The organism is Rhizobium sp. 05L429, from assembly GCF_056397645.1.
The window spans coordinates 1-21,947 of the sequence record NZ_JBFTNV010000041.1; the positions used below are offsets into that span (position 1 = coordinate 1).

At 61.0% G+C, this 21,947-nt stretch carries 23 protein-coding genes and 1 other RNA gene; 14 read left to right on the top strand and 10 right to left on the bottom strand.

Annotation, left to right across the window (positions count from 1 at the left end; all coding sequences use genetic code 11):
• A partial coding sequence (locus tag AC1DNW_RS30855; RefSeq protein ID WP_477855323.1) for an SH3 domain-containing protein occupies positions 1-361 on the top strand: 361 nt, incomplete at its 5' end.
• Here the strand turns inward: AC1DNW_RS30855 and AC1DNW_RS30860 are convergent.
• A complete protein-coding gene (locus AC1DNW_RS30860) occupies positions 354-1,346 on the bottom strand; it encodes an adenosine kinase (protein WP_113307285.1) in 993 nt (330 codons plus the stop codon). The genes AC1DNW_RS30855 and AC1DNW_RS30860 overlap by 8 nt on opposite strands.
• 404 nt (positions 1,347-1,750) lie before the next feature.
• On the opposite strand from AC1DNW_RS30860, the gene AC1DNW_RS30865 reads away from it, so the two are divergent.
• Complete coding sequence (locus AC1DNW_RS30865; protein ID WP_113307184.1) at positions 1,751-2,698, top strand: AEC family transporter; 948 nt, start codon at positions 1,751-1,753, stop codon at positions 2,696-2,698.
• 54 nt (positions 2,699-2,752) lie between these two features.
• Here the strand turns inward: AC1DNW_RS30865 and AC1DNW_RS30870 are convergent, their stop codons facing one another.
• Positions 2,753-3,325, bottom strand: coding sequence for a c-type cytochrome (locus tag AC1DNW_RS30870; RefSeq protein ID WP_113307183.1), 573 nt, complete (start codon positions 3,323-3,325; stop codon positions 2,753-2,755).
• A gap of 154 nt (positions 3,326-3,479) precedes the next feature.
• Here AC1DNW_RS30870 and AC1DNW_RS30875 point away from each other — a divergent pair, with 154 nt between their 5' ends.
• Complete coding sequence (locus tag AC1DNW_RS30875; RefSeq protein ID WP_113307182.1) at positions 3,480-4,235, top strand: 3-deoxy-manno-octulosonate cytidylyltransferase; 756 nt, start codon at positions 3,480-3,482, stop codon at positions 4,233-4,235.
• Positions 4,236-4,246: 11 nt separating this feature from the next.
• The gene (locus AC1DNW_RS30880) at positions 4,247-5,101 is read left to right on the top strand and encodes a prephenate dehydratase (protein ID WP_113298111.1); all 855 of its coding nucleotides are present in this window, start codon (positions 4,247-4,249) and stop codon (positions 5,099-5,101) included.
• 50 nt (positions 5,102-5,151) lie between these two features.
• Here AC1DNW_RS30880 and AC1DNW_RS30885 read toward each other — a convergent pair whose 3' ends face one another.
• The 5 genes from AC1DNW_RS30885 to AC1DNW_RS30905 all read right to left on the bottom strand — a co-directional run bounded on the left by AC1DNW_RS30885 (position 5,152) and on the right by AC1DNW_RS30905 (position 8,076).
• Positions 5,152-5,520 carry a VOC family protein gene (locus AC1DNW_RS30885; RefSeq protein WP_477855324.1) on the bottom strand — a complete coding sequence of 123 codons (369 nt, stop codon included), beginning with the start codon at positions 5,518-5,520 and terminating at the stop codon, positions 5,152-5,154.
• 139 nt (positions 5,521-5,659) lie between these two features.
• Positions 5,660-5,881 carry a hypothetical protein gene (locus AC1DNW_RS30890; RefSeq protein ID WP_113307181.1) on the bottom strand — a complete coding sequence of 74 codons (222 nt, stop codon included), beginning with the start codon at positions 5,879-5,881 and terminating at the stop codon, positions 5,660-5,662.
• A 71-nt stretch (positions 5,882-5,952) separates the two neighbouring features.
• Positions 5,953-6,648: a helix-turn-helix transcriptional regulator gene (locus tag AC1DNW_RS30895; protein ID WP_113298583.1), complete on the bottom strand. Its 696-nt coding sequence runs from the start codon at positions 6,646-6,648 to the stop codon at positions 5,953-5,955.
• Positions 6,649-6,709: 61 nt separating this feature from the next.
• Positions 6,710-7,669: an NAD(+) diphosphatase gene (gene nudC / locus AC1DNW_RS30900; protein WP_477855325.1), complete on the bottom strand. Its 960-nt coding sequence runs from the start codon at positions 7,667-7,669 to the stop codon at positions 6,710-6,712.
• Positions 7,666-8,076 (bottom strand): HIT domain-containing protein, encoded by a 411-nt coding sequence (locus tag AC1DNW_RS30905; RefSeq protein WP_477855326.1) that lies wholly within the window; start codon positions 8,074-8,076, stop codon positions 7,666-7,668. The genes nudC and AC1DNW_RS30905 overlap by 4 nt, the downstream gene beginning before the upstream one ends.
• An 89-nt stretch (positions 8,077-8,165) precedes the next feature.
• Between AC1DNW_RS30905 and ffs the strand changes: the two genes are divergently transcribed.
• The 4 genes from ffs (at position 8,166) to AC1DNW_RS30925 (ending at position 11,169) form a co-directional block, all read left to right on the top strand.
• An RNA gene (gene ffs / locus AC1DNW_RS30910) (signal recognition particle sRNA small type) lies at positions 8,166-8,262 on the top strand.
• 44 nt (positions 8,263-8,306) lie between these two features.
• Positions 8,307-10,178, top strand: coding sequence for a DNA polymerase III subunit gamma/tau (locus AC1DNW_RS30915; protein ID WP_477855327.1), 1,872 nt, complete (start codon positions 8,307-8,309; stop codon positions 10,176-10,178).
• A gap of 19 nt (positions 10,179-10,197) precedes the next feature.
• The gene (locus AC1DNW_RS30920; RefSeq protein ID WP_007813855.1) at positions 10,198-10,521 is read left to right on the top strand and encodes a YbaB/EbfC family nucleoid-associated protein; all 324 of its coding nucleotides are present in this window, start codon (positions 10,198-10,200) and stop codon (positions 10,519-10,521) included.
• 36 nt (positions 10,522-10,557) lie between these two features.
• Positions 10,558-11,169 carry a LysE family translocator gene (locus tag AC1DNW_RS30925; RefSeq protein WP_113307283.1) on the top strand — a complete coding sequence of 204 codons (612 nt, stop codon included), beginning with the start codon at positions 10,558-10,560 and terminating at the stop codon, positions 11,167-11,169.
• Position 11,170: 1 nt separating this feature from the next.
• On the opposite strand, the gene AC1DNW_RS30930 is transcribed toward AC1DNW_RS30925, so the two are convergent.
• Entirely contained in the window at positions 11,171-11,788 is a 618-nt protein-coding gene (locus AC1DNW_RS30930) for an MOSC domain-containing protein (protein WP_477855328.1), read from the bottom strand.
• Between the two features lie 57 nt (positions 11,789-11,845).
• Between AC1DNW_RS30930 and recR the strand changes: the two genes are divergently transcribed.
• Both recR and AC1DNW_RS30940 read left to right on the top strand, forming a co-directional pair.
• Positions 11,846-12,451 carry a recombination mediator RecR gene (gene recR, locus AC1DNW_RS30935; protein WP_113307177.1) on the top strand — a complete coding sequence of 202 codons (606 nt, stop codon included), beginning with the start codon at positions 11,846-11,848 and terminating at the stop codon, positions 12,449-12,451.
• 8 nt (positions 12,452-12,459) lie between these two features.
• Complete coding sequence (locus AC1DNW_RS30940) at positions 12,460-13,716, top strand: lytic murein transglycosylase (protein ID WP_477855329.1); 1,257 nt, start codon at positions 12,460-12,462, stop codon at positions 13,714-13,716.
• A 22-nt stretch (positions 13,717-13,738) separates the two neighbouring features.
• On the opposite strand, the gene AC1DNW_RS30945 is transcribed toward AC1DNW_RS30940, so the two are convergent.
• The gene (locus AC1DNW_RS30945) at positions 13,739-14,194 is read right to left on the bottom strand and encodes a GNAT family N-acetyltransferase (RefSeq protein WP_113307176.1); all 456 of its coding nucleotides are present in this window, start codon (positions 14,192-14,194) and stop codon (positions 13,739-13,741) included.
• Between the two features lie 8 nt (positions 14,195-14,202).
• A complete protein-coding gene (locus AC1DNW_RS30950) occupies positions 14,203-15,834 on the bottom strand; it encodes an MFS transporter (RefSeq protein WP_477855330.1) in 1,632 nt (543 codons plus the stop codon).
• A 246-nt stretch (positions 15,835-16,080) separates the two neighbouring features.
• Here AC1DNW_RS30950 and rimP point away from each other — a divergent pair, with 246 nt between their 5' ends.
• The 4 genes from rimP to infB all read left to right on the top strand — a co-directional run bounded on the left by rimP (position 16,081) and on the right by infB (position 21,908).
• Positions 16,081-16,686 (top strand): ribosome maturation factor RimP, encoded by a 606-nt coding sequence (rimP, locus tag AC1DNW_RS30955; RefSeq protein WP_113307174.1) that lies wholly within the window; start codon positions 16,081-16,083, stop codon positions 16,684-16,686.
• A 60-nt stretch (positions 16,687-16,746) separates the two neighbouring features.
• On the top strand, positions 16,747-18,351 hold the full coding sequence (gene nusA, locus AC1DNW_RS30960) for a transcription termination factor NusA (protein ID WP_113298100.1): 1,605 nt from the start codon (positions 16,747-16,749) through the stop codon (positions 18,349-18,351).
• Positions 18,351-19,037: an RNA-binding protein gene (locus AC1DNW_RS30965; RefSeq protein WP_113307173.1), complete on the top strand. Its 687-nt coding sequence runs from the start codon at positions 18,351-18,353 to the stop codon at positions 19,035-19,037. The genes nusA and AC1DNW_RS30965 overlap by 1 nt, the downstream gene beginning before the upstream one ends.
• 102 nt (positions 19,038-19,139) lie before the next feature.
• Entirely contained in the window at positions 19,140-21,908 is a 2,769-nt protein-coding gene (gene infB, locus AC1DNW_RS30970) for a translation initiation factor IF-2 (RefSeq protein WP_113307172.1), read from the top strand.
• Positions 21,909-21,947 lie beyond the last annotated feature (39 nt).

The following is a 21,947-nucleotide window of genomic DNA, read 5'->3' on the forward strand; positions in this document are numbered from 1 at the left end:
CGCCGTTTCCTGGCTCTATCTGAAGTCGGGGCTGCCGGTCGAAATCATCCAGGAATATGACAACTGGCGACGTATCCGCGATGCCGACGGCACCGAGGGCTGGGTCAACCAGTCGCTTCTCTCAGGCCAGCGTGCCGCCATCGCCGCGCCGTGGATGAAAGGCAAGGGCAAGAGCGTCTTTGTGAACCTCCGCCGCGAGGCGCAACCATCCTCCTCCATCGTCGCCAAGCTGGAGCCCGGCGTGATGATCACGATCGGCGAATGCAGCGGAGAGTGGTGCTTCGCAAAAACCGACGGCGCCGAGGGTTGGGTGGCGCAGTCGGAAATCTGGGGTGCCTATCCGGGCGAGGCCTTTAAATAAGACCCGCCTCCTTGGCCGCCTCGGAAAGCGACTTCATCGGCCGCGGGCCGATCTGCTGGATGACGATGCCGGCGGCAAGGCAGCCAAGCTTACCGCAATCTTCCAGCGTACGGCCCTGCGTGTAGCCGTAGAGGAAGCCCGAGGCGAAGAGATCGCCGGCACCGGTCGTGTCAACGACTTCATTGATCTTGATGGCATCGACGTAATGGCGCTCGTTACCCCGCAGAATCACGGCGCCGTCCTCGCTCACGGTCACAGCGGCAATCTTGCAATCCTTGGCGATCCTGTTCAGCGCTTCCTCGAAATCGTCGGTCTCGTAAAGCGACAGGGCTTCCTGACGATTGGCGAAGACGATATCGACCTTGCCCGACCGCATCAGATCCAGGAACTCGCCGCGATAACGATCGACGCAGAAGCTGTCGGACAGCGTCATCGACATTTCGCGGCCGTTCTCGTGGGCGATGCGGGCGCAATCGAGGATTGCCTCCTTGGCGCGCGGCGGATCCCAGAGATAACCCTCAAAATAGGTCACCTTGGCCTCGGCCACGACATCCGCTTCGACATCCTCCGGCCCGAGTTCGACACAGGCGCCGAGATAGGTGTTCATCGAGCGTTCGCCATCGTCGGTAACGAAGATCATCGAGCGTGCGGTTGGCGGAAACGTGCCCTTGGCCTCGGTCTGGTAGTGAACGCCCTGGGCACGGATATCATGCGAGAAGATCTCGCCGAGCTGATCCTCCGCCACCTTGCCGAAATAGGCGGCCTTGCCGCCGAGGCTGGCGACGCCTGCAGCCGTGTTGCCGGCGCTGCCGCCGGACGCTTCGAGCGCCGGACCCATGCGCGAATAGAGCAATTCGGCGCGCTCGGCATCGATGAGGTTCATCGCCGCCTTGGTGATCTTGTTGTCAATGAGGAACTGGTCGTCGCAACGGGCGATGATATCGACGATTGCGTTGCCGACTGTCAGAACATCGAATTTGGTCATGAAATGGGAAGTCCCGGATTTGTGATAGCCGGTAATCGGTCTTAGCGAAATCTGCCGGCATTGAAAGGATAAAGAGCAGATCATCCTCTAAGTCTTCGTAAAACTGCCGCCTATTCGTCATGCCGCTGTCACTTTGCCTGCCTAAAAACAGCATCAGGAAGACCGGCATGCAGGTATCTCGTATGGCCGGTTACGGAAGGGATGATCCCTTCAGTCTTACCGGAACGAGCCTGACCACGGATGAACTGGCAGTATCGTAACCGGATATCCGGCAAGGCCGGATGCGCAAAAGCGGGCTAGGCCCGCTTTTTTTGTTGCGACGCAAAAGAAATCGTATCCGCTGCATTTGTCATGGCCGCCAATTTGCTGCTAGACCTCGGCAATCCCGCGCAGAGCAGCAGTTTATGTCAGCCATCATTTTCGACGTTCTTCCGATCTTCCTTCTCATTCTCATCGGCTGGCTGATCGTCCGCATCGGGGTGCTGACGGCAAATGTCGGCGATGCCTTGAGCGAGTTCGTCTTCAAGATTGCCGTACCGCTGCTGCTTTTCCGCACCATCGCCGGGGCAGATTTCCACGGCGCTTCGCCGTTCCGGCTCTGGATCGTCTATTTCTCTGGCGTCGCGGTGACATGGACGGCGGGGCACATCGTCGCCACGCGTTTCTTCGGCCGCGACGAGCGGATCGGCGTGCTCGCCGGCGTATCCTCGGCCTTCGCCAACAATATTTTCATTGGCCTGCCGCTGGTCGAGCGCACCGTTGGCAGCGAGGGGCTTGTCGCTCTTTCCATCCTGCTGGCCGTGCATCTGCCGATCATGATGGTGGCCGGCACGATCATGATGGAACATGCCGAACGCAAGATCTCTGGAAAGAGCGACCGCAGCATGATCCTGGTACTGAAGCAAATCGGCCTGAACCTGCTGCATAATCCGCTGGTCATCGGTATCGTTGCCGGCGCCGTCTTTCATGTCTCGGGCCTGACCATGCCGGCAACCATCAGCTCCGTCGTCGGCCAGATCGCCAGCACGGCCGGACCGGCCGCGCTGATTTCGCTAGGCATGGCACTGCAAAAATATGGTGTCTCCGGCAATGTCGGGATTGCCAGCGTGACTTCCGCCTTCAAGCTTTTGCTGCTGCCCGGTTGCGTCTGGGCGGCGAGCCACGCGCTCGGCCTCAGCGCTGAATGGACGGCAGCACTGGTGCTGACTTCGTCGGTACCGACGGGGGTGAATGCCTGGCTGATCGCCAACCGCTTCGGCGTCGGTCACAGCCTTGCGGCCTCCACGATCACGGTGACCACGGCGCTCGGCGCCATCACCGTTTCCTTCTGGGCCTATATTCTCGGCGCATGAGGCAACAAAAAAACCCGGCTTGCGGCCGGGCTTCTTGAAAAATTTCGAGGGCTCTTACTGCGTTGCTGTCGGAGCATTCGGATCCGGCAGCGGAGCCGGTGAATCTGCCAGCGTGTGCAGGTAAAGGATGACGTTGGCGCGATCCTGATCCTTCGGCAGACCGGCAAAGCCCATGGCGGTGCCTGGAACGTCCTTCTTCGGCGCGAGCAGGAACTTGTTGAGGTTCTCGAAGGTCCAATGTTCGCTGCTGCCCTTGGAGAAGTCCTTCATGGCAGAAGAATAGGCGAAGCCTTCATGCGAGGCGATCGGGCGATCTACGACACCAAAGAGATTCGGGCCGACTTTGTTCGGTCCGCCTTTGGTGCCGTCATGACAGGCCTGACACTTCTTGAATACGGTTTCGCCGGCCTTGGCGTCGGCACTTGCAAGAAGCTTTGCGATCGGAACGGCAACGGCAACAGGTGCGCCTTCACCGCCGGCGGCGGGTGCCTCCTCGGCGACGATGGCAAAACCTTCCTTCTCCGGTGCCTCGGAATGGAAGATCCCCTCGGAGGCAATGGAGACTGACATCAGAACGAAAACCGTTCCAAGCAGCGCCCCCACGGCCGTATTGACGTATGAATTCATCTGCAATGCTCCCCTTGCAGCCGGCAGACCAGAAACCGGACCATCTTGAAATTGCGCGGAACCTATGTCTTTTGGCTATTCGTTGCAACTGTCTAAATGGTCTTGTGCGTGAGACTTTTTGCCACTTTTCAGCCCGGATTAGAAGGCCCGAACAATGACTGATTCAAAATTAGATAACGTGCTGGTGCTGATCCCCGCACGCATGGCCTCCACCCGCCTTCCGGGCAAGCCGCTGGCMGATATTTGCGGTTTGCCGATGATCGTCCAGGTGGCAAAACGGGCACAGGAAGCGGCGATCGGGCGCGTCATCGTGGCCGTCGACGACCAGGAGGTTTTCGACACTGTGGCCGCAGCAGGCTTTGAAGTGATCATGACGAGCAAGGACCATCAGGTCGGTTCGGACCGCATCTTCGAGGCACTGACGATCGTCGATCCGGACAAAAAGGCGAAAATCATCGTGAACGTCCAGGGCGATCTTCCGACAATCGATCCGGAAACGGTGCGTGCAGCATTGCGTCCCCTCGATAACCCGGAGGTCGATATCGGCACGTTGACGACCGAGATCGACAACGAGGAGGACAAGACAGCGCCACACATCGTCAAGGTCGTAGGCACGCCTGTCTCCGAAAGCCGTCTGCGCGCGCTTTACTTCACGCGCACGACCGCGCCTTATGGCGAAGGGCCGCTCTATCACCATATCGGGCTTTACGCCTATCGGCGCGCAGCACTGGAGCGCTTTGTCTCCCTCGACCGTGGGACGCTGGAAAAACGCGAATCGCTGGAGCAGTTGCGGGCGCTCGAAGCCGGTATGCGGATCGATGTCGAGATCGTTGACACTGTTCCGCTCGGTGTCGATACTCCCGCGGACCTCGAAAAGGCGCGGCGCATTCTCTCTGCAAAGGCCAACTGACGGATTTCCCCATGAACATCAAGACCAACAGAATCGCCTTCCAGGGCGAATTCGGCGCAAATTCCGACATGGCGAGCCGCGACATGTTTCCGACCATGGAGCCGCTGCCCTGCCAGACCTTCGAGGATGCCTTCACGGCGGTCGACAATGGTGACGCCGATATCGGCATGATCCCGATCGAAAACACGATCGCGGGTCGCGTCGCCGACATCCACCACCTGTTGCCGGAATCACGCCTGCATATCATCGGCGAATATTTCATGCCGATCCGGTTTCAGCTCATGGTGTTGCCGGGCGTGACGAAGGATGAAATCCGGACCGTGCATAGCCATATCCATGCGCTCGGCCAGTGCCGCAAGATCGTACGGGCCAACGGCTGGAAGCCCGTCATCGCCGGCGATACGGCAGGGGCTGCCAAGCTCGTCAAGGAAACCGGCGACCGCTCGATGGCAGCGCTCGCGCCGCGCCTTGCCGCCGACCTCTACGGGCTCGACATCATCGCTGAAAATGTCGAGGATACGGAAAACAACGTGACACGCTTCGTGGTGCTGTCGCGTGACGAGGAATGGGCAGAACGCTCGACCCATGACGAGAAGATCGTCACCACCTTCGTCTTCAATGTCCGCAACATTCCCGCAGCACTCTACAAGGCGCTCGGCGGCTTTGCGACGAACAACATCAACATGACCAAGCTCGAGAGCTACCAACTCGGCGGCAAGTTCGTGGCGACGCAGTTCTACGCCGACATCGAGGGCCACCCGAACGACGCGCATGTGCGCCGCGCGCTGGAGGAATTGCGTTTCTTCTCCGAGAAGGTCCGCATCCTCGGCGTCTATAAGGGCCATCCGATGCGCGGGCTTCTATAGATTGCAAAAAGCCCCTCTGGCAGATGGCCGGAGGGGCTTCATGTTCAAACTTATTTATCCGGCTCACAAACACGCAGCCGGTGCCCATCCGGATCGAKCACGACGAAGGTTGGGCCGAAGTCGAGYTCGGTCAGTTCCTKGGCGACGGGCAGGCCGCGACTGCGCCAGTCTTCGTAATGCCTGGCGACGGCATTTTCGCCTGCTACCATGAAAGCGACTTCGCCACGGTTGCYGATGGCCGAGGGTTGCGGTTCGACCTTGCTGCGGCGCCAGAGGCCGAGAGTGAAGCCGCCATCGAGAGGGAAGGCGACGAAATTCGGCGCCTCCACGGCCGGCTCGCGGCTCAGGATATTGCGGTAAAAGGCGGCGCTTTCGGCGGGATCCTTGACATAAAGGATAATAAGATTGGGGCTGGTCATTTCGGTTCTCCATCGGGGTTGAAAGATGCACGGCCGAAAACGGCTACTGCCAAGTTATGGCAGTAGTTCTCCTGTCACGGTTCTGCAGAGAGCGCCGCTTCGTTACCGGGAAGAATGTCGATGATGTCGGCGTGCGGCCTTAGCGGAAGAGATCGTCACCGACGCGCCAGTCCTGCCCATCGCTGAAGCCGAGATCGCGCTTGTGCCATAGCGGCATCGTCTCGATATCAAGGCGCGGACGGCGCAGTGACGGCGTTACGAAGCGATCCGAAAACAAGCGTACCAGGCGAGAGCGAAGGGTCTTTCCGGCTTTGACGGAAGTACGACGGCCGGCATATTGAACGACTTGGGGCATTCCCATGATCAGTACTCCTTTCCTGCTGGACTGGTACTGATAATAGCGCTTCCTGCTGACAGTTTATGGCAGCAGTGTCACTGCTCGATCGGAGTATCCTGCGTGGCCCGCCACTCTTTGAGAAGTGCCGTGCGGCGGCGTGGATAACGCGTCTCATCGATCGCCATATCGATGATGCGATCGGTGCGGAAATGGCGGAAATCCTGGCGCAGCTCGCACCAGGCCATGATGATGCGCACATGCTCGAAATAGCCGAGCGCGAAAGGCCAGACGCGCCGGCGGGAGACGCGGCCCTGCTCGTCGCCATAATGCAGTTCGAGGATACGCTCGAGACGGATCGCCTTGCGGATGGCTGAGACATCCGCCTTATCCTCATCCTGCCGCTTCCTGCCGACAAAAAGTGTGGCCGAATCGACCATGTCGCGCATGTCGGGGGGCAACACGGCGGCGATCTTCGCAAGCGCATCCGCGCCGGCACTGGCCAGGCGTGGCTCGGCAGCGCGCGCCACCCATCTGGAGCCGAGCACGAGAGCTTCCAGTTCCTCTTCGGAAAACATCATCGGCGGCAGCATGAAGCCGGGCTTCAGCACATAACCTATGCCGGCCTCTCCCTCGATCATCGCACCTTGCGCCTGGAGGCTCGCAATGTCGCGGTAGAGCGTGCGCAGGCTGACGCCGGTTTCCCCGGCCAACACAGTGCCGGTGACCGGCCGCCGGTAGCGCCGGAGCGTCTGAAGCAGGGCCAACAGCCGTTCCGAACGGGCGACCATGATTATACCTTCTTGCAGCATGGCCGAGGCCGGGTGACGACCACCCGCGCGTTTCGGCTCCTGCTCAGCGTTTCCACTCCACCCAGTCGCGCATCAGACGATGGGCAATCGCGCCCTTTGGCGGCGGCGCTTTGCCGTTGGCGCCAGGGCGCTCCAGCATTTCGATGGTTTCCTCACGGGTGAACCAGCGGCAATCCTCGAGTTCGGCCTCATCACGGTGAATCTCGTGCGATTTCGCCTCGGCATAACAGCCGATCATCAGGGAATGCGGCATCGGCCAGGGCTGCGAGGCATGATAGCGGATGCGGCCGGTCCTGATGCCGGATTCTTCCAGCGTTTCGCGGCGCACCGCATTTTCGATGGTTTCGCCGGGCTCCAGAAAGCCTGCCAGACAGGAATACATGCCCGGCGCAAAATGCGGGCTGCGGCCAAGCAGGCAGAGATCACGCTCCTCGTCGATCGTCAGCATGATGACCACGGGATCGGTACGCGGAAAAATCATATGCTCGCAGGCAGTGCAGACGCGCTTGTAGCCGCCGATGCGGATTTCCATGGCCGCGGCGCAGCGACCGCAGAAGCGATTGTCGCCGTTCCAGCGGATGAGGCTTGCGGCCTGGGCGAACTCGCCGAGCAGTATCTCATCCACCAACTCGTCGCGGAAAAGCGCGCGGCCGTCGACCGGCTTGTACTGGCTTGCCATATCTTCGACGTCGATACCGACGGGCACAGCAAGGCGCGRCTCCCCGGTTTTGCGATAGCCGAGCAGCACAGTCTCGTCCCAGTCCGGTTTCAGCTCCTGCAGCTCGTAGCGGGCAAAGAGCGGATCGAGCAYCTGACCGTCGTGCTTCAGCACGAGCTTGTCCTTGGCGAATGCGAAGATATGCGTGCCTTCGCGGGCGAGCGCCTTTTCGACCGAGGCTTCATCGCGATGTTCGCTGTCACGGTTAAGGTCATTGGCGGCAAAGGCGGTGAGATTGCTGGGTTCGGGATGCGGTACGTCCGAATCGAAAAGCGAATGACTCATGATGAAAGGGCTTCCCGCAGCTTTGCTATGAATTCGTTTCTTGTTCCGTCCTCGTAAGGCTCGGCCTTGCCGAAACCCCAGACAGGCCCCGGCCAGTTCGCATCACCTTCGGAACGCGCAATGACATGAACATGAAGCTGGCGGACGATATTGCCAAGTGCCCCGACATTGATTTTTGTGGTACCCGTAATCGCCTTGAGCGCCGTGGAGACGAGATCGATCTCGAAGGTGAGCAGCACCTGGTCGAGCGGCGTCAGCTCAAAGATCTCCGTGATATCGGCGCGGCGCGGCACCAGGATCAACCAGGGCCAGYGAGCGTCCTTCGACAGCCTGACATCGCACAGGMCTGTCACCATGATACTGGTGCTGTCGTTTTCGAGCCTGGGGTCCAGCACGAAATCGCTCAAGGGCATTCTCCTGATGTTTTCCAATGGACTAGCAGTTTTTTTTGAGCTTGGCTTGCTTTTGATGTCGATTTTGCCGATATGTGCATTCGGGAGGTTGGTGGTGGACGAGCCACTCGCCAACCGGGTCAGGTCCGGAAGGAAGCAGCCCTAACGAGCCCGGCACGGGTCATCGTGCCAGCCTCCCACCTTCTCTTCCAAGAAGCCCGGCCTTTCCGGGCGCAAGCAGGGCGATGAGCGACACCGAGCGACAGTCACAAGATGCCGCCTCGACGGGCACCGGGTACCGGGTGCTGGCACGCAAATACCGCCCCAAGGATTTCACGGACCTGATGGTCGGCCAGGAGCCGATGGTCCGCACGCTCACCAACGCCTTCGAGACGGGCCGCATTGCGCAGGCCTATATGCTGACCGGCGTTCGCGGGGTGGGCAAGACGACGACGGCGCGCATCCTGGCGCGGGCGCTGAACTACAAGACGGCCGAGATCGACAAGCCGACGATCGACCTTCGGGTGCCCGGCGAGCATTGCCAGGCGATCATGGAAGGCCGCCATGTCGATGTGATCGAGATGGATGCCGCTTCGCATACCGGTATCGACGATATCAGAGAGATCATCGAGCAGGTGCGCTACCGGCCGGTTTCGGCGCGTTACAAAGTCTACATCATCGACGAAGTGCACATGCTGTCGACACAGGCCTTCAACGGGTTGTTGAAGACGCTGGAAGAGCCGCCGGAACATGTGAAGTTCATTTTMGCGACGACGGAGATCCGCAAGGTTCCGATCACCGTTCTCTCGCGCTGCCAGCGCTTCGACCTGCGCCGCATCAGCGCCTCGGATCTCGTCGGCCTGTTCACGACGATCGCCGCCAAGGAAGGCATCGAGGCGGAACCGGACGCGCTGGCGATGATCGCGCGCGCTGCCGAAGGTTCGGCGCGTKACGGTCTGTCGCTGATGGATCAGGCGATCGCCCACGGCGGCGGCGTGGTGCAGGCGGAAGCAGTGCGCGGCATGCTCGGCCTTGCCGACCGCGCCCGCATCGTCGATCTCTTCCAGCATGTCGTGCGCGGCGATGTTGCAAGTGCGCTCAATGAATTCCAGAGCCAATACGAGGCAGGGGCCAATCCCGTCGTGGTTCTGACCGATCTTGCCGATTTCACGCATCTGGTGACTCGGCTGAAGTATGTGCCCGACGCGGCAAACGACCCTTCGCTCAGCGAAGTGGAGCGTACCAAGGCGGCTGAATTCGCACAGAGTGTCGCGGTCACGACACTTTCGCGCATTTGGCAGATGCTGCTGAAGGGCATTCCGGAGACGGAAAACTCCTCGCGCACGGCAGGCGCGGCCGAAATGGTGCTGATCCGGCTGGCGCATGCAGCGCATCTGCCGGCACCCGAGGATGCAGCGCGGCGGCTTGCGGAATTCTCCAATGAAGGCAGTGCGTCACGTCCGTCCTCGCCTGCGCCTTCGGGCAATGGTGGTGGTGGCACGCGCGTTCCCTACCAGACAAGCGTACAGGCACGGTCTCCCGAGCCGGCACCGCGGCCGCAACCGTCAGGCCCGACGGCCATGTTGCGCGCAGTGCCCAATCCGGAGCCGCAGAATATCGGCCGCGTCGAGACGAGGCCAGCGGAAGCACCGAAGCTGCTCGTATCGGTCAATTCGATCAGCGATATCGTCGACCTCGCCGCTGAAAAGCGCGACCCGAAGATGAAGGCGCTGCTGCGGACCTTCGTGCGCCCCGTGCGCATCGAGCCCGGTCGGCTGGACGTCAGCCTCGCTGAAGGCGCTCCAAACACGCTGCTCAACGAACTTGCCGTCAAGCTCAGGGAGTGGACCGGCATACACTGGATCGTCAGCCTCAGCCGCGAGGAAAGCCAGCCAACTATGGTCGAGGCGGAGGCCAAGGCTCAGGAGCAGCGTGTTAGCGATGCGCGCCAGGATCCTGATGTCGCCGCAATCCTCGCCCAGTTTCCGGGCGCCAAGATCATCGACGTGCGCGTGAGGGCACCGACGCCGGAGGAGGAAGCGGAGGAAATCAAGCCGCCCGCCGCAGCCGAATCCGAAGAGGGCGACATCCTGCCGGGCGACGACATAGAATTCTAGTTTCAAGAAGGAGAAGACGATGCGCGACATCATGGGCATGATGGGCAAAGTCAAGGAAATGCAGGCCAAGATGGAGCAGATGCAGGCGGAAATCGCCGAGCTGACTGCCGAAGGCAAGGCAGGCGGCGGGCTCGTCACCGTCATCATCTCCGGCAAGGGCGAACTGAAGAGCCTGAAGATCGACCCTTCTCTCTTCAAGGAAGACGATGTCGAAATCCTAGAAGACCTGATCGTTGCCGCCCACAAGGACGCCAAGGACAAGGCCGAAGCCATCGCCGCCGAAAAGACCAAGGCGCTGACGGCCGGCCTGCCGATCCCGCCCGGCTTCAAGCTGCCTTTCTGATCTCGTCGACCGATCCGGAAGAGGAGACGAGGGATGATGACATTGACGACGTTGCTGGTTTTCGCCGGCGCTCTTTTTATTGCTGCCGGGACACCGGGGCCGAGTGTTGCGGCGCTGGTCGCTCGCGTGATCTCGAAAGGCGCGCGTGACGTGCTGCCCTTCCTGTTCGGCATGTGGGCGGGGGATGCGATCTGGCTGACCTGCGCCATTGCCGGCCTCTCGGCTATCGCCGAAAGCTTCTACCACGTCTTCGTCGTCATCAAGTGGCTGGGCGTGCTCTATCTCCTTTATCTCGCCTGGAAAATGTGGGTTGCCAAAGCAGAGGTACAGGAAGAGGAACTGCCGCAGGAGCGTTCGCGCGGCCGGATGTTTTTCACCGGCCTGGCGATTGCGCTCGGCAATCCGAAAATCATGATGTTCTACGTGGCCCTTCTGCCTTCGATCATCGATATCCCCTCGGTTTCGCTCGCCGGCTGGGTCGAACTCGTCATCACGCTGTTCGCCGTGCTGGCTGTCGTCGATTTCGGCTGGATGCTGCTTGCAGCCAAGGCCCGCGGTTTCCTGAAGAGCCGGCGTGCCGTGCAGATCGCCAATCGGGTGAGTGCTGGAACGATGGCGGGTGCTGCCGTCACGATCGCGATCCGCTGAACTATCGCTGTGCTTCCAGCACGGCTCGCAGCTTGTAGTGAACGGGCGCTGCCAGATAGCGCTCGCGGTCCGCGGCTGACAGCCGGCGCCCGAACGTTTCCATCATTTCCGGCATCGTGACTGCGGCGCCCGGAAATGGCTTATATTCAACCGGCATTCCGGCTTCCACGATCCCATTTGATATCACCCGGCAATAAATGCCGGGGCGTGCCGACTGGGTGTACCGCTTGACGAATTTGGGATCGTTCATCCTTGCTGCGAAGGTGGCGCAGGGAATACGACAGGACGTCACTTCAAGGATCAGTTCGCCAGTAGTGAAGCGATCGCCAACCGAGACATCGCGGTTATCGAGCCCTTCGATGACGAGATTCTCGCCGAAGGTGCCGGGCTCAACGGGATGCCCGATTTCGTTCGACCACCAGTCGCGGCTGACAGAACCCTCCAGATAGACGGCCTGATCGACGCCGCCGTGATGTTTCCTGTTGCAGATGGCATCGCCGACGAGGCCTTCGGCATCGATCATGACGCCACCGGTGACAGCGTGTTTGAAGATACCGGTCTTGTAACTCTTGCCCGGCAGCCTTTCGGCGCTCCCCCGGCAGACGGCGAGTATTTTCATCAACCAGGCAATCCTTCTGCGATTCCGTTTTCGTTCCATATCAGTTAAGAACGGCGCATGGCAAAGCGAGTCACCGGCCCGGAAATCGAAAAACTGATCCAGCTTCTGGCGAAAGTGCCGGGCCTCGGGCCGCGCTCGGCACGGCGAGCGGCACTGCATCTCATCAAGAAGAAAGACCAGCTTCTCGGCCCCCTCTCACATGCGATGGGTGAGGCCTATGACAAGGTGAAAATCTGCTCGCGTTGCGGCAATGTCGATACTGTCGACCCCTGCACGGTCTGCACCGATGCGCAGCGCGATCAATCCGTGATCATCGTCGTCGAGGATGTCTCGGATCTCTGGGCGCTGGAGCGCGCCGGCGCGCTGAATGCCGCCTATCATGTTCTTGGCGGCACGCTATCGCCACTTGATGGTGTCGGGCCTGAGGATCTCAATATCCGCGGGCTGATCAACCGCGTGGCCGAAGGCGGCATCAAGGAGATCATTATCGCGGTGAATGCGACCGTCGAGGGGCAGACGACGGCGCATTACATCACCGACCAGCTTGCCGATCTCAAGGTGAAAATCACGCGGCTGGCGCATGGGGTGCCGGTCGGCGGGGAGCTCGACTATCTCGATGAGGGAACGCTGACGGCAGCGCTTCGAGCGCGCACAGCAATCTAGGGGGATACATGATTACGGGTTTCTTCGGCAGGCTTCTTCTTGCAGGCGCCGCCTTGCTGGCGTTTTCCGCGATCCCGTCACATGCAGCTCCGTCGAAAGCCGACGTCGAAGCGCAATTCGAAAAGTGGGTTCAGGCCGATCTCTGGCCGGAGGCGAAGAAGAACGGCATTTCGGAGAAGACCTTCCGAGCCGCCTTTTYCGGCATCGAACTGGATTGGACCCTGACCGATCTCGCCCCTCCAGGTTTTCCGCCACCGAAGGAGCAGAAGCAGACACAGGCCGAATTTTCCTCGCCAGGCCCCTATTTCAACGAGGACCGGCTGAAACGGCTCGCCATGACTGGGCGCGGCTTTGCCTCGCAATATGCCTCGACGCTCAGCCGGATTGAAAAGACTTATGGCGTGCCCGGTTCGATCGTGCTGGCAATCTGGGGACGCGAGACCGGCTTCGGTGCGGCGAAGATCCCCAATTCGGCGGTCGAGATACTTGCGACAAAGGCTTTCATGTCTACCCGCAAGGACATGTTCCGTATGGAGCTGATCGCCGCGCTGCACATTCTCGACGGCGGCGACGTGACCCCTGCGGACTTCAAGGGATCGTCGGCGGGTGCGCTCGGCCAGCCGCAATTCATGCCGACGAGCTATCTGAAATATGCCGTCGATTTCGATGGCGACGGTCACCGCAACATCTGGACATCGGTTCCCGATACGCTGGCTTCCATCGCCAATTTTCTTGTGAAGAAGGGTTGGCAGCGCGATCGCGACTGGGGGTTCGAGGTGACGATCCCGCAAGCCGTCTCCTGCGCGCAGGAAGGGCCTGACCTCGCCAAGCCGCTCTCGCAATGGGCATCACTCGGCATCGATCGCATTTCCGGCAAGGGCTTTCCGTCCGGCGAGCTGAAAGCACAGGGCATGATGCTGGTGCCGGCCGGGCGCGACGGGCCGGAATTCATCGTCACGCCGAACTTCTACATTATCAAGGAATACAACAACTCCGACCTCTATGCCCTCTACATCGGCAACCTTGCCGACCGCATCGCTTTCGGTTCCGGCGCCTTCCAGGGACAATGGGGCGATGTCGGGAAGATGCTGCGCTCGGATGTCGCCGCCATGCAGCGGGCGCTGGAACGGCAGGGTTACGATGTCGGCGGTTCAGACGGACTGCCCGGCTACAAGACGCGCCGAGCGATCGGCCAATGGCAGGAAAAGAACGGGATGAAACCGACCTGCTTTCCCGAAGCGTCGATGAAGGGCAAGCTGAAGTAAGAGCCTACGCCCGGCGGATGCTTTACAGGTTACGCTTCAGCCCCTCATGGCTCGCCACGAAACCGAGCTTTTCGTAGAACCGAATCGAATCCACGCGCGTCTTGTCGGATGTGAGCTGCACGAGACCGCAACCATGTTCCGCGCAGCGGGCGATCGCCCATTCGATGAATTGCGAGCCGAGCCCGGAGCCGCGATGATCCTTCGCAATGCGCACGCTTTCGATCTGGCCGCGCCACATGCCCGCTCTCGAAAGGCCGGGAAGAAAGCTCAGCTGCAGGCAGCCGATGACCCGATCAGCCTGGTCGCTTGCAACGGCGAGCAATTGGTTGGGATCCGCGTCGATTGCGGCGAAGGCTGCGAGATAGCGCGCATCTGCGGGATCCGAGACGACCTCCCGCGTGCTGCCAAGATCATCATCGGCGAGCAGTCGGATGATGTCGGCGAGATCGGATTGCCGGGCGCTTCGGAAGACGTGCATAATGGGCCTCAATGGTGCAGATCGATCGGCGCCTTGTGGAAGACGTCATCGACTGGCGGAATGGCCTGGCGCTCGATCATGCGATGAACGTGCGGCAAGCCCTCGCCGCGGTGCAGGACGCGAAGCCGGTCGGTATTTTCGGCATCGGCCTGTGTGCGGCGCTGGTTGTGCCTGATATATTCGACCCAGGTCGGCGTATGATAGGTTTCCGTCCAGAGACCGGGATTCTCAAGATCGCGCATCAGCGCCCAGTTGCGGGCGCCGTCGCGGATGCGGATGCGGCGGCGCTCTTCCATCAGCGTCATGAATTCGGCCAGGTCATCATCGGCAATCTGGTAATCGACCTGGATGACGATCGGGCCGCTACGTGGCGTGATATCGAGGCMGAGAGCCGGTTCGATGAAGCGGTTCAGCGGATCGAGATTGAGCGTGGCGAAAGCCGGCATGGAAAAGCGCAGGCCGATCACGACTCCAAACAGCAGGACCGCGGCCGACATCAGCAGGGCGTTCGAAAGACCATACCGGTCGGCGGCAACACCCCAGAGCCAACTCCCGCCGGCAATGCCGCCGAAGGTGACGGTCTGGTAAAGCGACAAAGCGCGGCCGACCACCCAGCGCGGCGTCGAAAGCTGGACGATGATATTGAAGAGCGACAGTGCCGAAACCCAGCAGGCACCGGCAACGAGCAGCCCGGCCGAGGTGAGCACGGCACTTGGGCTGAGAGCTGCAATCACGGCGCTGAATGCAAAGCCTGAAAAGGCCAGGCGGATGATCGTCTCGCTGGAGAACATGTCGCGCAGCCTGGTGCTGAGGACGGCACCACCGATCGCGCCGATGCCGAAGGCGCCGAGCATGAAACCATAGGTCAGCGGCCCGCCAGAGACGAGATCGAGCGCAACGACCGGCAGCAAAGCCTGGATGGAGCTTGCCCCGATACCGAATACCAGCCCTCTCAGGAGGATCTTTTCAAGGTTGGGCGACATGGAGACATAACGCAGGCCGGCAAAAATGGCACTGCCGAGTGTTTCGCGCGGCAGCGTCGAGGCAGGCGTACTCGGCCGCCAGCGAAATAGCACATAGAGGAGCGCAATGTAGCTCAGCGCATTCACTGCAAAGGCCGCAGCCGCACCGGCCGCCGCCACGATGGCGCCACCGATCGCCGGACCAACACTGCGGGTTATATTGAAACCCATACTGTTCAGCGTGACCGCCTCTGGCAAATCGGCGCGCGGCACCATGTCGCCGACCGAGGCCTGCCAGGAGGGATTGTTGAGCGCCGTGCCGCAGCCGATCAAAAACGTAAAGAAGAGCAGCAGTCCGGGTGTAATCCAGCCGATGATAGCGCAGGCCGTCAACAGGATCGAGACCACGAGCATTGCGGATTGCGCCGTCAGCATGATCCGGCGCCGATCATAATTGTCGGCGAGAGCGCCCGAGATCAGAGAGAACAGCATGATCGGCAGCGCGGTCGAGGTCTGGACCAGCGCAACCATATCCTCGGACGAGGTGATGACCGTCATCATCCAGGCGGCACCGACGGCCTGAATCAGGCCGCCGAAGTTCGAGGCGAGGCTTGCAAACCAGATGGTGCGGTAGGTCTCATGCCGCAAAGGCGCAAATGTCGATGAAGTATAGGCCACGCTTCCCCCCGCTTTTATCGTTATGCCTCAATAGCAATATATGCGGAAGATAAGTGCTCGCCATAGGTTAGCTCGCACCTCCAGGGGCGAAAGAGGCGGAATCGCCCCTGACCTTGCAATTTCTAAAAAACGGGACTATATGGCACTCAAATTCTTGATCGTACGATGAAGAGTGGGCCGCGAGGACCCGCTCTTTTTTATTAGCGCGATCACCCCGAATGCCAGAAATCGCAGGGAGCGCACCGCTTGTCGGATCTGACAAACGCAGACAATCAACATGAGCCGCGGCTGATTACCGAGACCGGGCTTGACCAGCGTCTCGCCGACATCATCGAACCCGTGATCGTCGACATCGGCTTCCGTCTCATTCGTGTCCGGATGCTCAATCAGAACGGCATGACGATGCAGGTCATGGCCGAGAAGAACGATGGCACGATGACCGTCGAGGACTGCGAGCAGGTCTCCATGGCGATTTCTCCTGTGCTCGATGTGGAAGATCCGGTCGATAAAGAGTATCATCTCGAAGTGTCTTCGCCGGGCATCGACCGCCCTCTGGTGCGGAAGTCCGATTTCGTTCGCTGGCAGGGCCATCTTGTGAAGTGCGAAACGTCGATCATAATCGGCAATCGTAAACGCTTCCGCGGAAAGATCGTCGAAGCGGACGCCGATGGGTTCACGATCGAACGCGATCAAGTTGCCTACGGCGAGGAGCAGAAGGTTGTCATACCCTTCACAGCGCTCAGCGATGCCAAACTTATTCTGACCGACGATCTGATCCGCGATGCACTGCGCGCCGACAAGCTGGCAAAAGCGCAGGCTGCGAACCAGAACGAAGCGGAAGACGAAGAATAACCGATCAACGTAAGCTCCAGGGACGGGAACCCGGGTAGTCAAGGACGGAGAAACAGTACAATGGCAGTCAGTGCAAACCGGCTCGAACTTCTGCAGATCGCAGATGCAGTGGCGCGCGAAAAGGTCATCGACCGCGAGATCGTGCTTGCCGCGATGGCCGATGCCATCCAGAAGGCGGCGCGTTCCCGTTACGGTACCGAATCCAATATCCGCGCCGACATCAACCCGAAGACCGGTGAAATCCGCCTGCAGCGCCTGCTCGAAGTCGTCGAGAAGGCCGAGGACTATTCCACACAGATCCCGCTGGAGCTTGCTCGCGACCGCAACCCGGATGCCGCCATCGGCGACTTCATCGCCGATCCGCTGCCGCCGATGGATTTCGGCCGCATCGCCGCACAGTCTGCCAAGCAGGTGATCGTGCAGAAGGTGCGCGAAGCCGAGCGTGACCGCCAGTTCGACGAATTCAAGGATCGCACCGGCGAAATCGTCAACGGCACGGTCAAGCGCGTCGAATACGGCAATGTCATTGTCGACCTCGGCCGTGGCGAAGGCATCATCCGCCGYGACGAAATGATCCCGCGCGAAAACGTGCGCTATGGCGATCGTGTCCGTGCATACGTATATGATGTCCGTCGCGAACAGCGCGGCCCGCAGATTTTCCTGTCGCGCACGCATCCGCAGTTCATGGTGAAGCTCTTCACGATGGAAGTGCCGGAAATTTACGACGGCATCATCCAGGTGAAATCGGTTGCCCGCGATCCGGGTTCACGCGCCAAGATCGCCGTCATCTCGAACGATAGCTCGATCGATCCGGTCGGCGCCTGCGTCGGTATGCGTGGTTCGCGCGTCCAGGCGGTCGTCGGCGAGCTCCAGGGCGAGAAGATCGACATCATTCCCTGGTCGCAGGACCCGGCGACCTTCGTCGTCAACGCCCTGCAGCCGGCTGAAGTCGCCAAGGTCGTTCTCGACGAGGATGCGGAGCGCATCGAAGTGGTCGTTCCGGATGAGCAGCTTTCGCTCGCCATCGGCCGCCGCGGCCAGAACGTCCGTCTCGCTTCGCAGCTGACGGGCTGGGACATCGACATCATGACGGAAGCGGAAGAATCCGAGCGCCGTCAGAAGGAATTCAACGAGCGCACCAACCTCTTCATGGACTCGCTCGACGTCGACGAGATGGTCGGCCAGGTTCTGGCTTCGGAAGGCTTCGCCGCCGTCGAGGAACTGGCTTATGTCGATCTCGACGAAATCTCTTCGATCGACGGTTTCGACGAGGATACGGCGCAGGAAATCCAGACCCGCGCCCGCGAATTCCTCGAGAAGCTCGAGGCCGAAATGGACGAGAAGCGCAAGGCGCTGGGTGTTGAAGACGAGCTGCGCCAGATCGAAGGCATTACTGCCCAGATGATGGTCGCGCTCGGCGAAGACGGCATCAAGACGATCGAAGACTTTGCAGGCTGTGCAGCGGACGATCTCGTGGGCTGGACCGAACGCAAGAACGGCGAAACGAAGAAGTTCGAGGGTCTGTTCTCGAAGTTCGACATTTCGCGTGTCGAAGCCGAACAGATGGTCGTGCAGGCTCGCCTGATTGCCGGCTGGATTACTGAAGAAGACCTTGCGAAGGGTGCTGAGGCTGTCGAGGCCGATGCTGCCGAGCAGGACGCATAATGACGCTGAAGCCGGACACATCTCCTGAGGACGACGATCTTGCAGGTTACGACGTGAACGGCCGCATGTGCATCGTGACACGCGAAAGCGGATCGCCGGACGAGTTGATCCGCTTCGTGGCCGCCCCTGACGGGACGGTGGTGCCAGATCTGAAACGCGAGCTGCCGGGACGCGGCTGCTGGGTGAAGATCGACCGKTCACTGGTCGAAAGGGCGGTGGCGAAGAAACTCTTCGCCCGCGCGCTCAAGACCGATGTGAAGGCAGCCGAGGACCTCGGCGAGCGTGTGGAGCGGCTGTTTCTGCTGCAGCTCTTGCAGATGATGAACATGGCGCGCAAAGCGGGCCAACTCGTCACCGGCTCGGCCAAGGTGGATGCCGCGATCCGCAGCGGAGCTGCGCTGGCGGTGTTCCATTCGACGGATGCCGCCGCCGATGGAGTGAGAAAAATTGACCAGGCCCGCAAGGCCTGGCACCTCGGAATGGAAACCGAGGATGAAATACCTTCCTTCCGTCTCTTCTCGGAGAGCGAAATGGAAGGGGTGATGGGCCAGAATGCTTTTATCCATGCCGCAGTGCTTGCAGGGCAGGCAGGTGAGGGTGTAGTGAAGCGCGCAAAGATGCTCGAACAGTACCGTAGCGGCGGTCAGTCCCGGGCACCGGGCGGCGCTGGCCAGCAAAAACAATGATGCGGTCACCGGCGCAAGCCGGCCGCAATATCATTGATCGATTTTATGTGATTGACAGGGTGTGATGGTCTCATCGTTCCCTGTCCGAAGGAACGGGAACGAATGACCGACAGCAACGACGACAAGACAATCAGCGCAACGGGGAAGAAGACCCTCACCCTGAAGCCTTCAGGGATGAGCCAGGGTACCGTTCGCCAGGATATGGGTCGCGGTCGCACGAAGGCGGTCGTCGTCGAGACCCGCAAGCGGCGCCCGATGCGCCCCGAAGACGAAAAGCCGATAACACCTGCTCCCGCAGCTCCAGTGCGCGCGCCCGAACCGGCGCCGGCACCCGTGCAGGCTCGCCCGCAGCAGTCGGCTCCGGCCCCGCGCATTCAACAGCCCGGCGGCCAGAACAACCAGCGCCCGCAGCAGACCAACCAGCGTCCGCAGCAATCCTACCAGCCGCAGCGCCAGCAGGATCGTCCGCGCCCCGTGGTGCTGAACCATCTTTCGCCCGAGGAAATGGACGCCCGCCGCCGCGCGCTTGCCGAAGCGCAGGCTCGTGACGCCCAGGACGCCATCCGTCGCGCCGAGGATGAAAAGCGCCGCGCCGCTGAAGAGGTCGTACGCCAAGCCGCCGAAGCAGAAGAAGCCAAGCTGCGCGCCGCCGAAGAGGCTGTCCGCCAGGCTGAGGCCGCAGCAGCAGCCCTTGCCGAACCACCCGCCGCTCCTGTAGCGGAAGCACGTGTTGAAACTCCGCGTCCGCAGCAGGCGGCACCGGCATCCGCGCCGGCCGCTCGTCGTACGGAAACCACGCCGTCGCCCTCGACCGCCCGGCCGGCACCTGGTACGCCGGCAGGTGTGCGTGGTCGCCGTGGTGAAGGCGAAGAGGAAGACCGCGGCGCTGCTTCGCGCAGCAGTCCGGTGCGCGGCCGTCCGGTTCGTCCGGAGCCCGCAAAGCCGGTGACAACCCGCCCGAAGAGCGAAGAAGATCGCCGTCGCGGCAAGCTGACTGTGACCACGGCAAACGTCGATGACGACGGAAACGCTCGCGGGCGCTCGCTTTCGGCCATGCGCCGCCGGCAGGAAAAATTCCGCCGCAGCCAGATGCAGGAAACGCGCGAGAAGATCACTCGCGAGGTCCAACTGCCTGAGACCATCACCATTCAGGAACTGTCGCAGCGCATGTCTGAACGTGCCGTCGACGTCATCAAGTACCTGATGAAGGAAGGCCAGATGATGAAGCCGGGCGACGTCATCGACGCCGACCTCGCTGAACTGATCGCCGGCGAATTCGGCCATACCGTCAGACGCGTATCCGAATCCGACGTCGAACTCGGCATCTTCAACCTGTCCGACGAGCAGGGCGAGCTGGTTTCACGCCCGCCTGTCGTCACCATCATGGGCCACGTCGACCACGGCAAGACATCGCTGCTCGACGCCATCCGCCATGCCAACGTGGTCTCCGGCGAAGCCGGTGGCATCACGCAGCATATCGGCGCCTATCAGGTGGAGCAGAACGGCCAGAAGATCACCTTCATCGATACTCCCGGTCACGCGGCCTTTACGGCGATGCGTGCCCGTGGTGCGCAGGCTACCGATATCGCGATCCTGGTGGTCGCGGCTGACGATAGCGTGATGCCGCAGACGATCGAATCCATCAACCACGCCAAGGCGGCCGGTGTTCCGATCATCGTGGCGATCAACAAGGTCGACAAGCACGAGGCCGATCCGCAGAAGGTTCGCAACCAGCTTCTGCAGCACGAAGTCTTCGTGGAATCCATGGGCGGTGAAGTGCTCGACGTCGAAGTCTCGGCCAAGACCGGCAAGAACCTCGACAAGCTGCTCGAGGCAATCCTGCTGCAGGCCGAAATTCTCGACCTCAAGGCCAATCCGAACAGGACGGCTGAAGGTACTGTCATCGAAGCCCAGCTCGACCGCGGTCGTGGTGCGGTTGCGACAGTGCTTGTCCAGAAGGGTACCTTGCGTCCGGGTCAGATCATCGTTGCCGGCGACGTATGGGGCCGTGTGCGCGCCCTGGTCACCGATAAGGGCGACCATGTGAAGGAAGCCAGTCCGGCGACTCCGGTCGAGGTTCTCGGTCTTTCCGGCACGCCGCAAGCAGGCGACAAATTCGCCGTCGTCGAGAATGAAAGCCGCGCCCGCGAAATCTCGGAGTATCGTCAGCGTCTCGCCCGCGATAAGGCGGCTGCCCGCCTGTCGGGACAGCGCGGTTCGCTGGAACAGATGATGACGCAGCTCCAGTCCACGGGCGTGAAGGAATTCCCGCTGGTCATCAAGGGCGACGTGCAGGGCTCGATCGAAGCGATTGCCGGCGCATTGGACAAGCTCGGTACCGACGAGGTTCGTGCCCGCATCGTTCATTCGGGTGCAGGCGGTATCACCGAGTCCGACATCTCGCTCGCCGAAGCATCGAACGCTGCCATCATCGGCTTCAACGTGCGTGCGAATGCGCAGGCACGCCAGTTCGCCGAACGTGAGGGGATCGAGATCCGCTACTATAACATCATCTACGACCTCGTGGATGACGTGAAGGCAGCGATGTCGGGTCTTCTTTCGCCGGAGCGTCGCGAGACCTTCATCGGCAATGCCGAGATCCTGGAGGTGTTCAACATCACCAAGGTCGGCAAGGTCGCGGGTTGCCGCGTCGTCGAAGGCAAGGTCGAGCGTGGCGCGGGCGTCCGCCTCATCCGCGACAACGTCGTCGTGCACGAAGGCAAGCTCAAGACCCTCAAGCGCTTCAAGGACGAAGTCTCCGAAGTGCCGATGGGCCAGGAGTGCGGCATGGCCTTCGAGAACTACGAAGACATGCGTAAGGGCGACGTCATCGAGTGCTTCCGCGTCGAGCACATCACGCGCACGCTCTGATCGGGCGACGATTGAAATCTTGAACGGGCGCCGGATGAT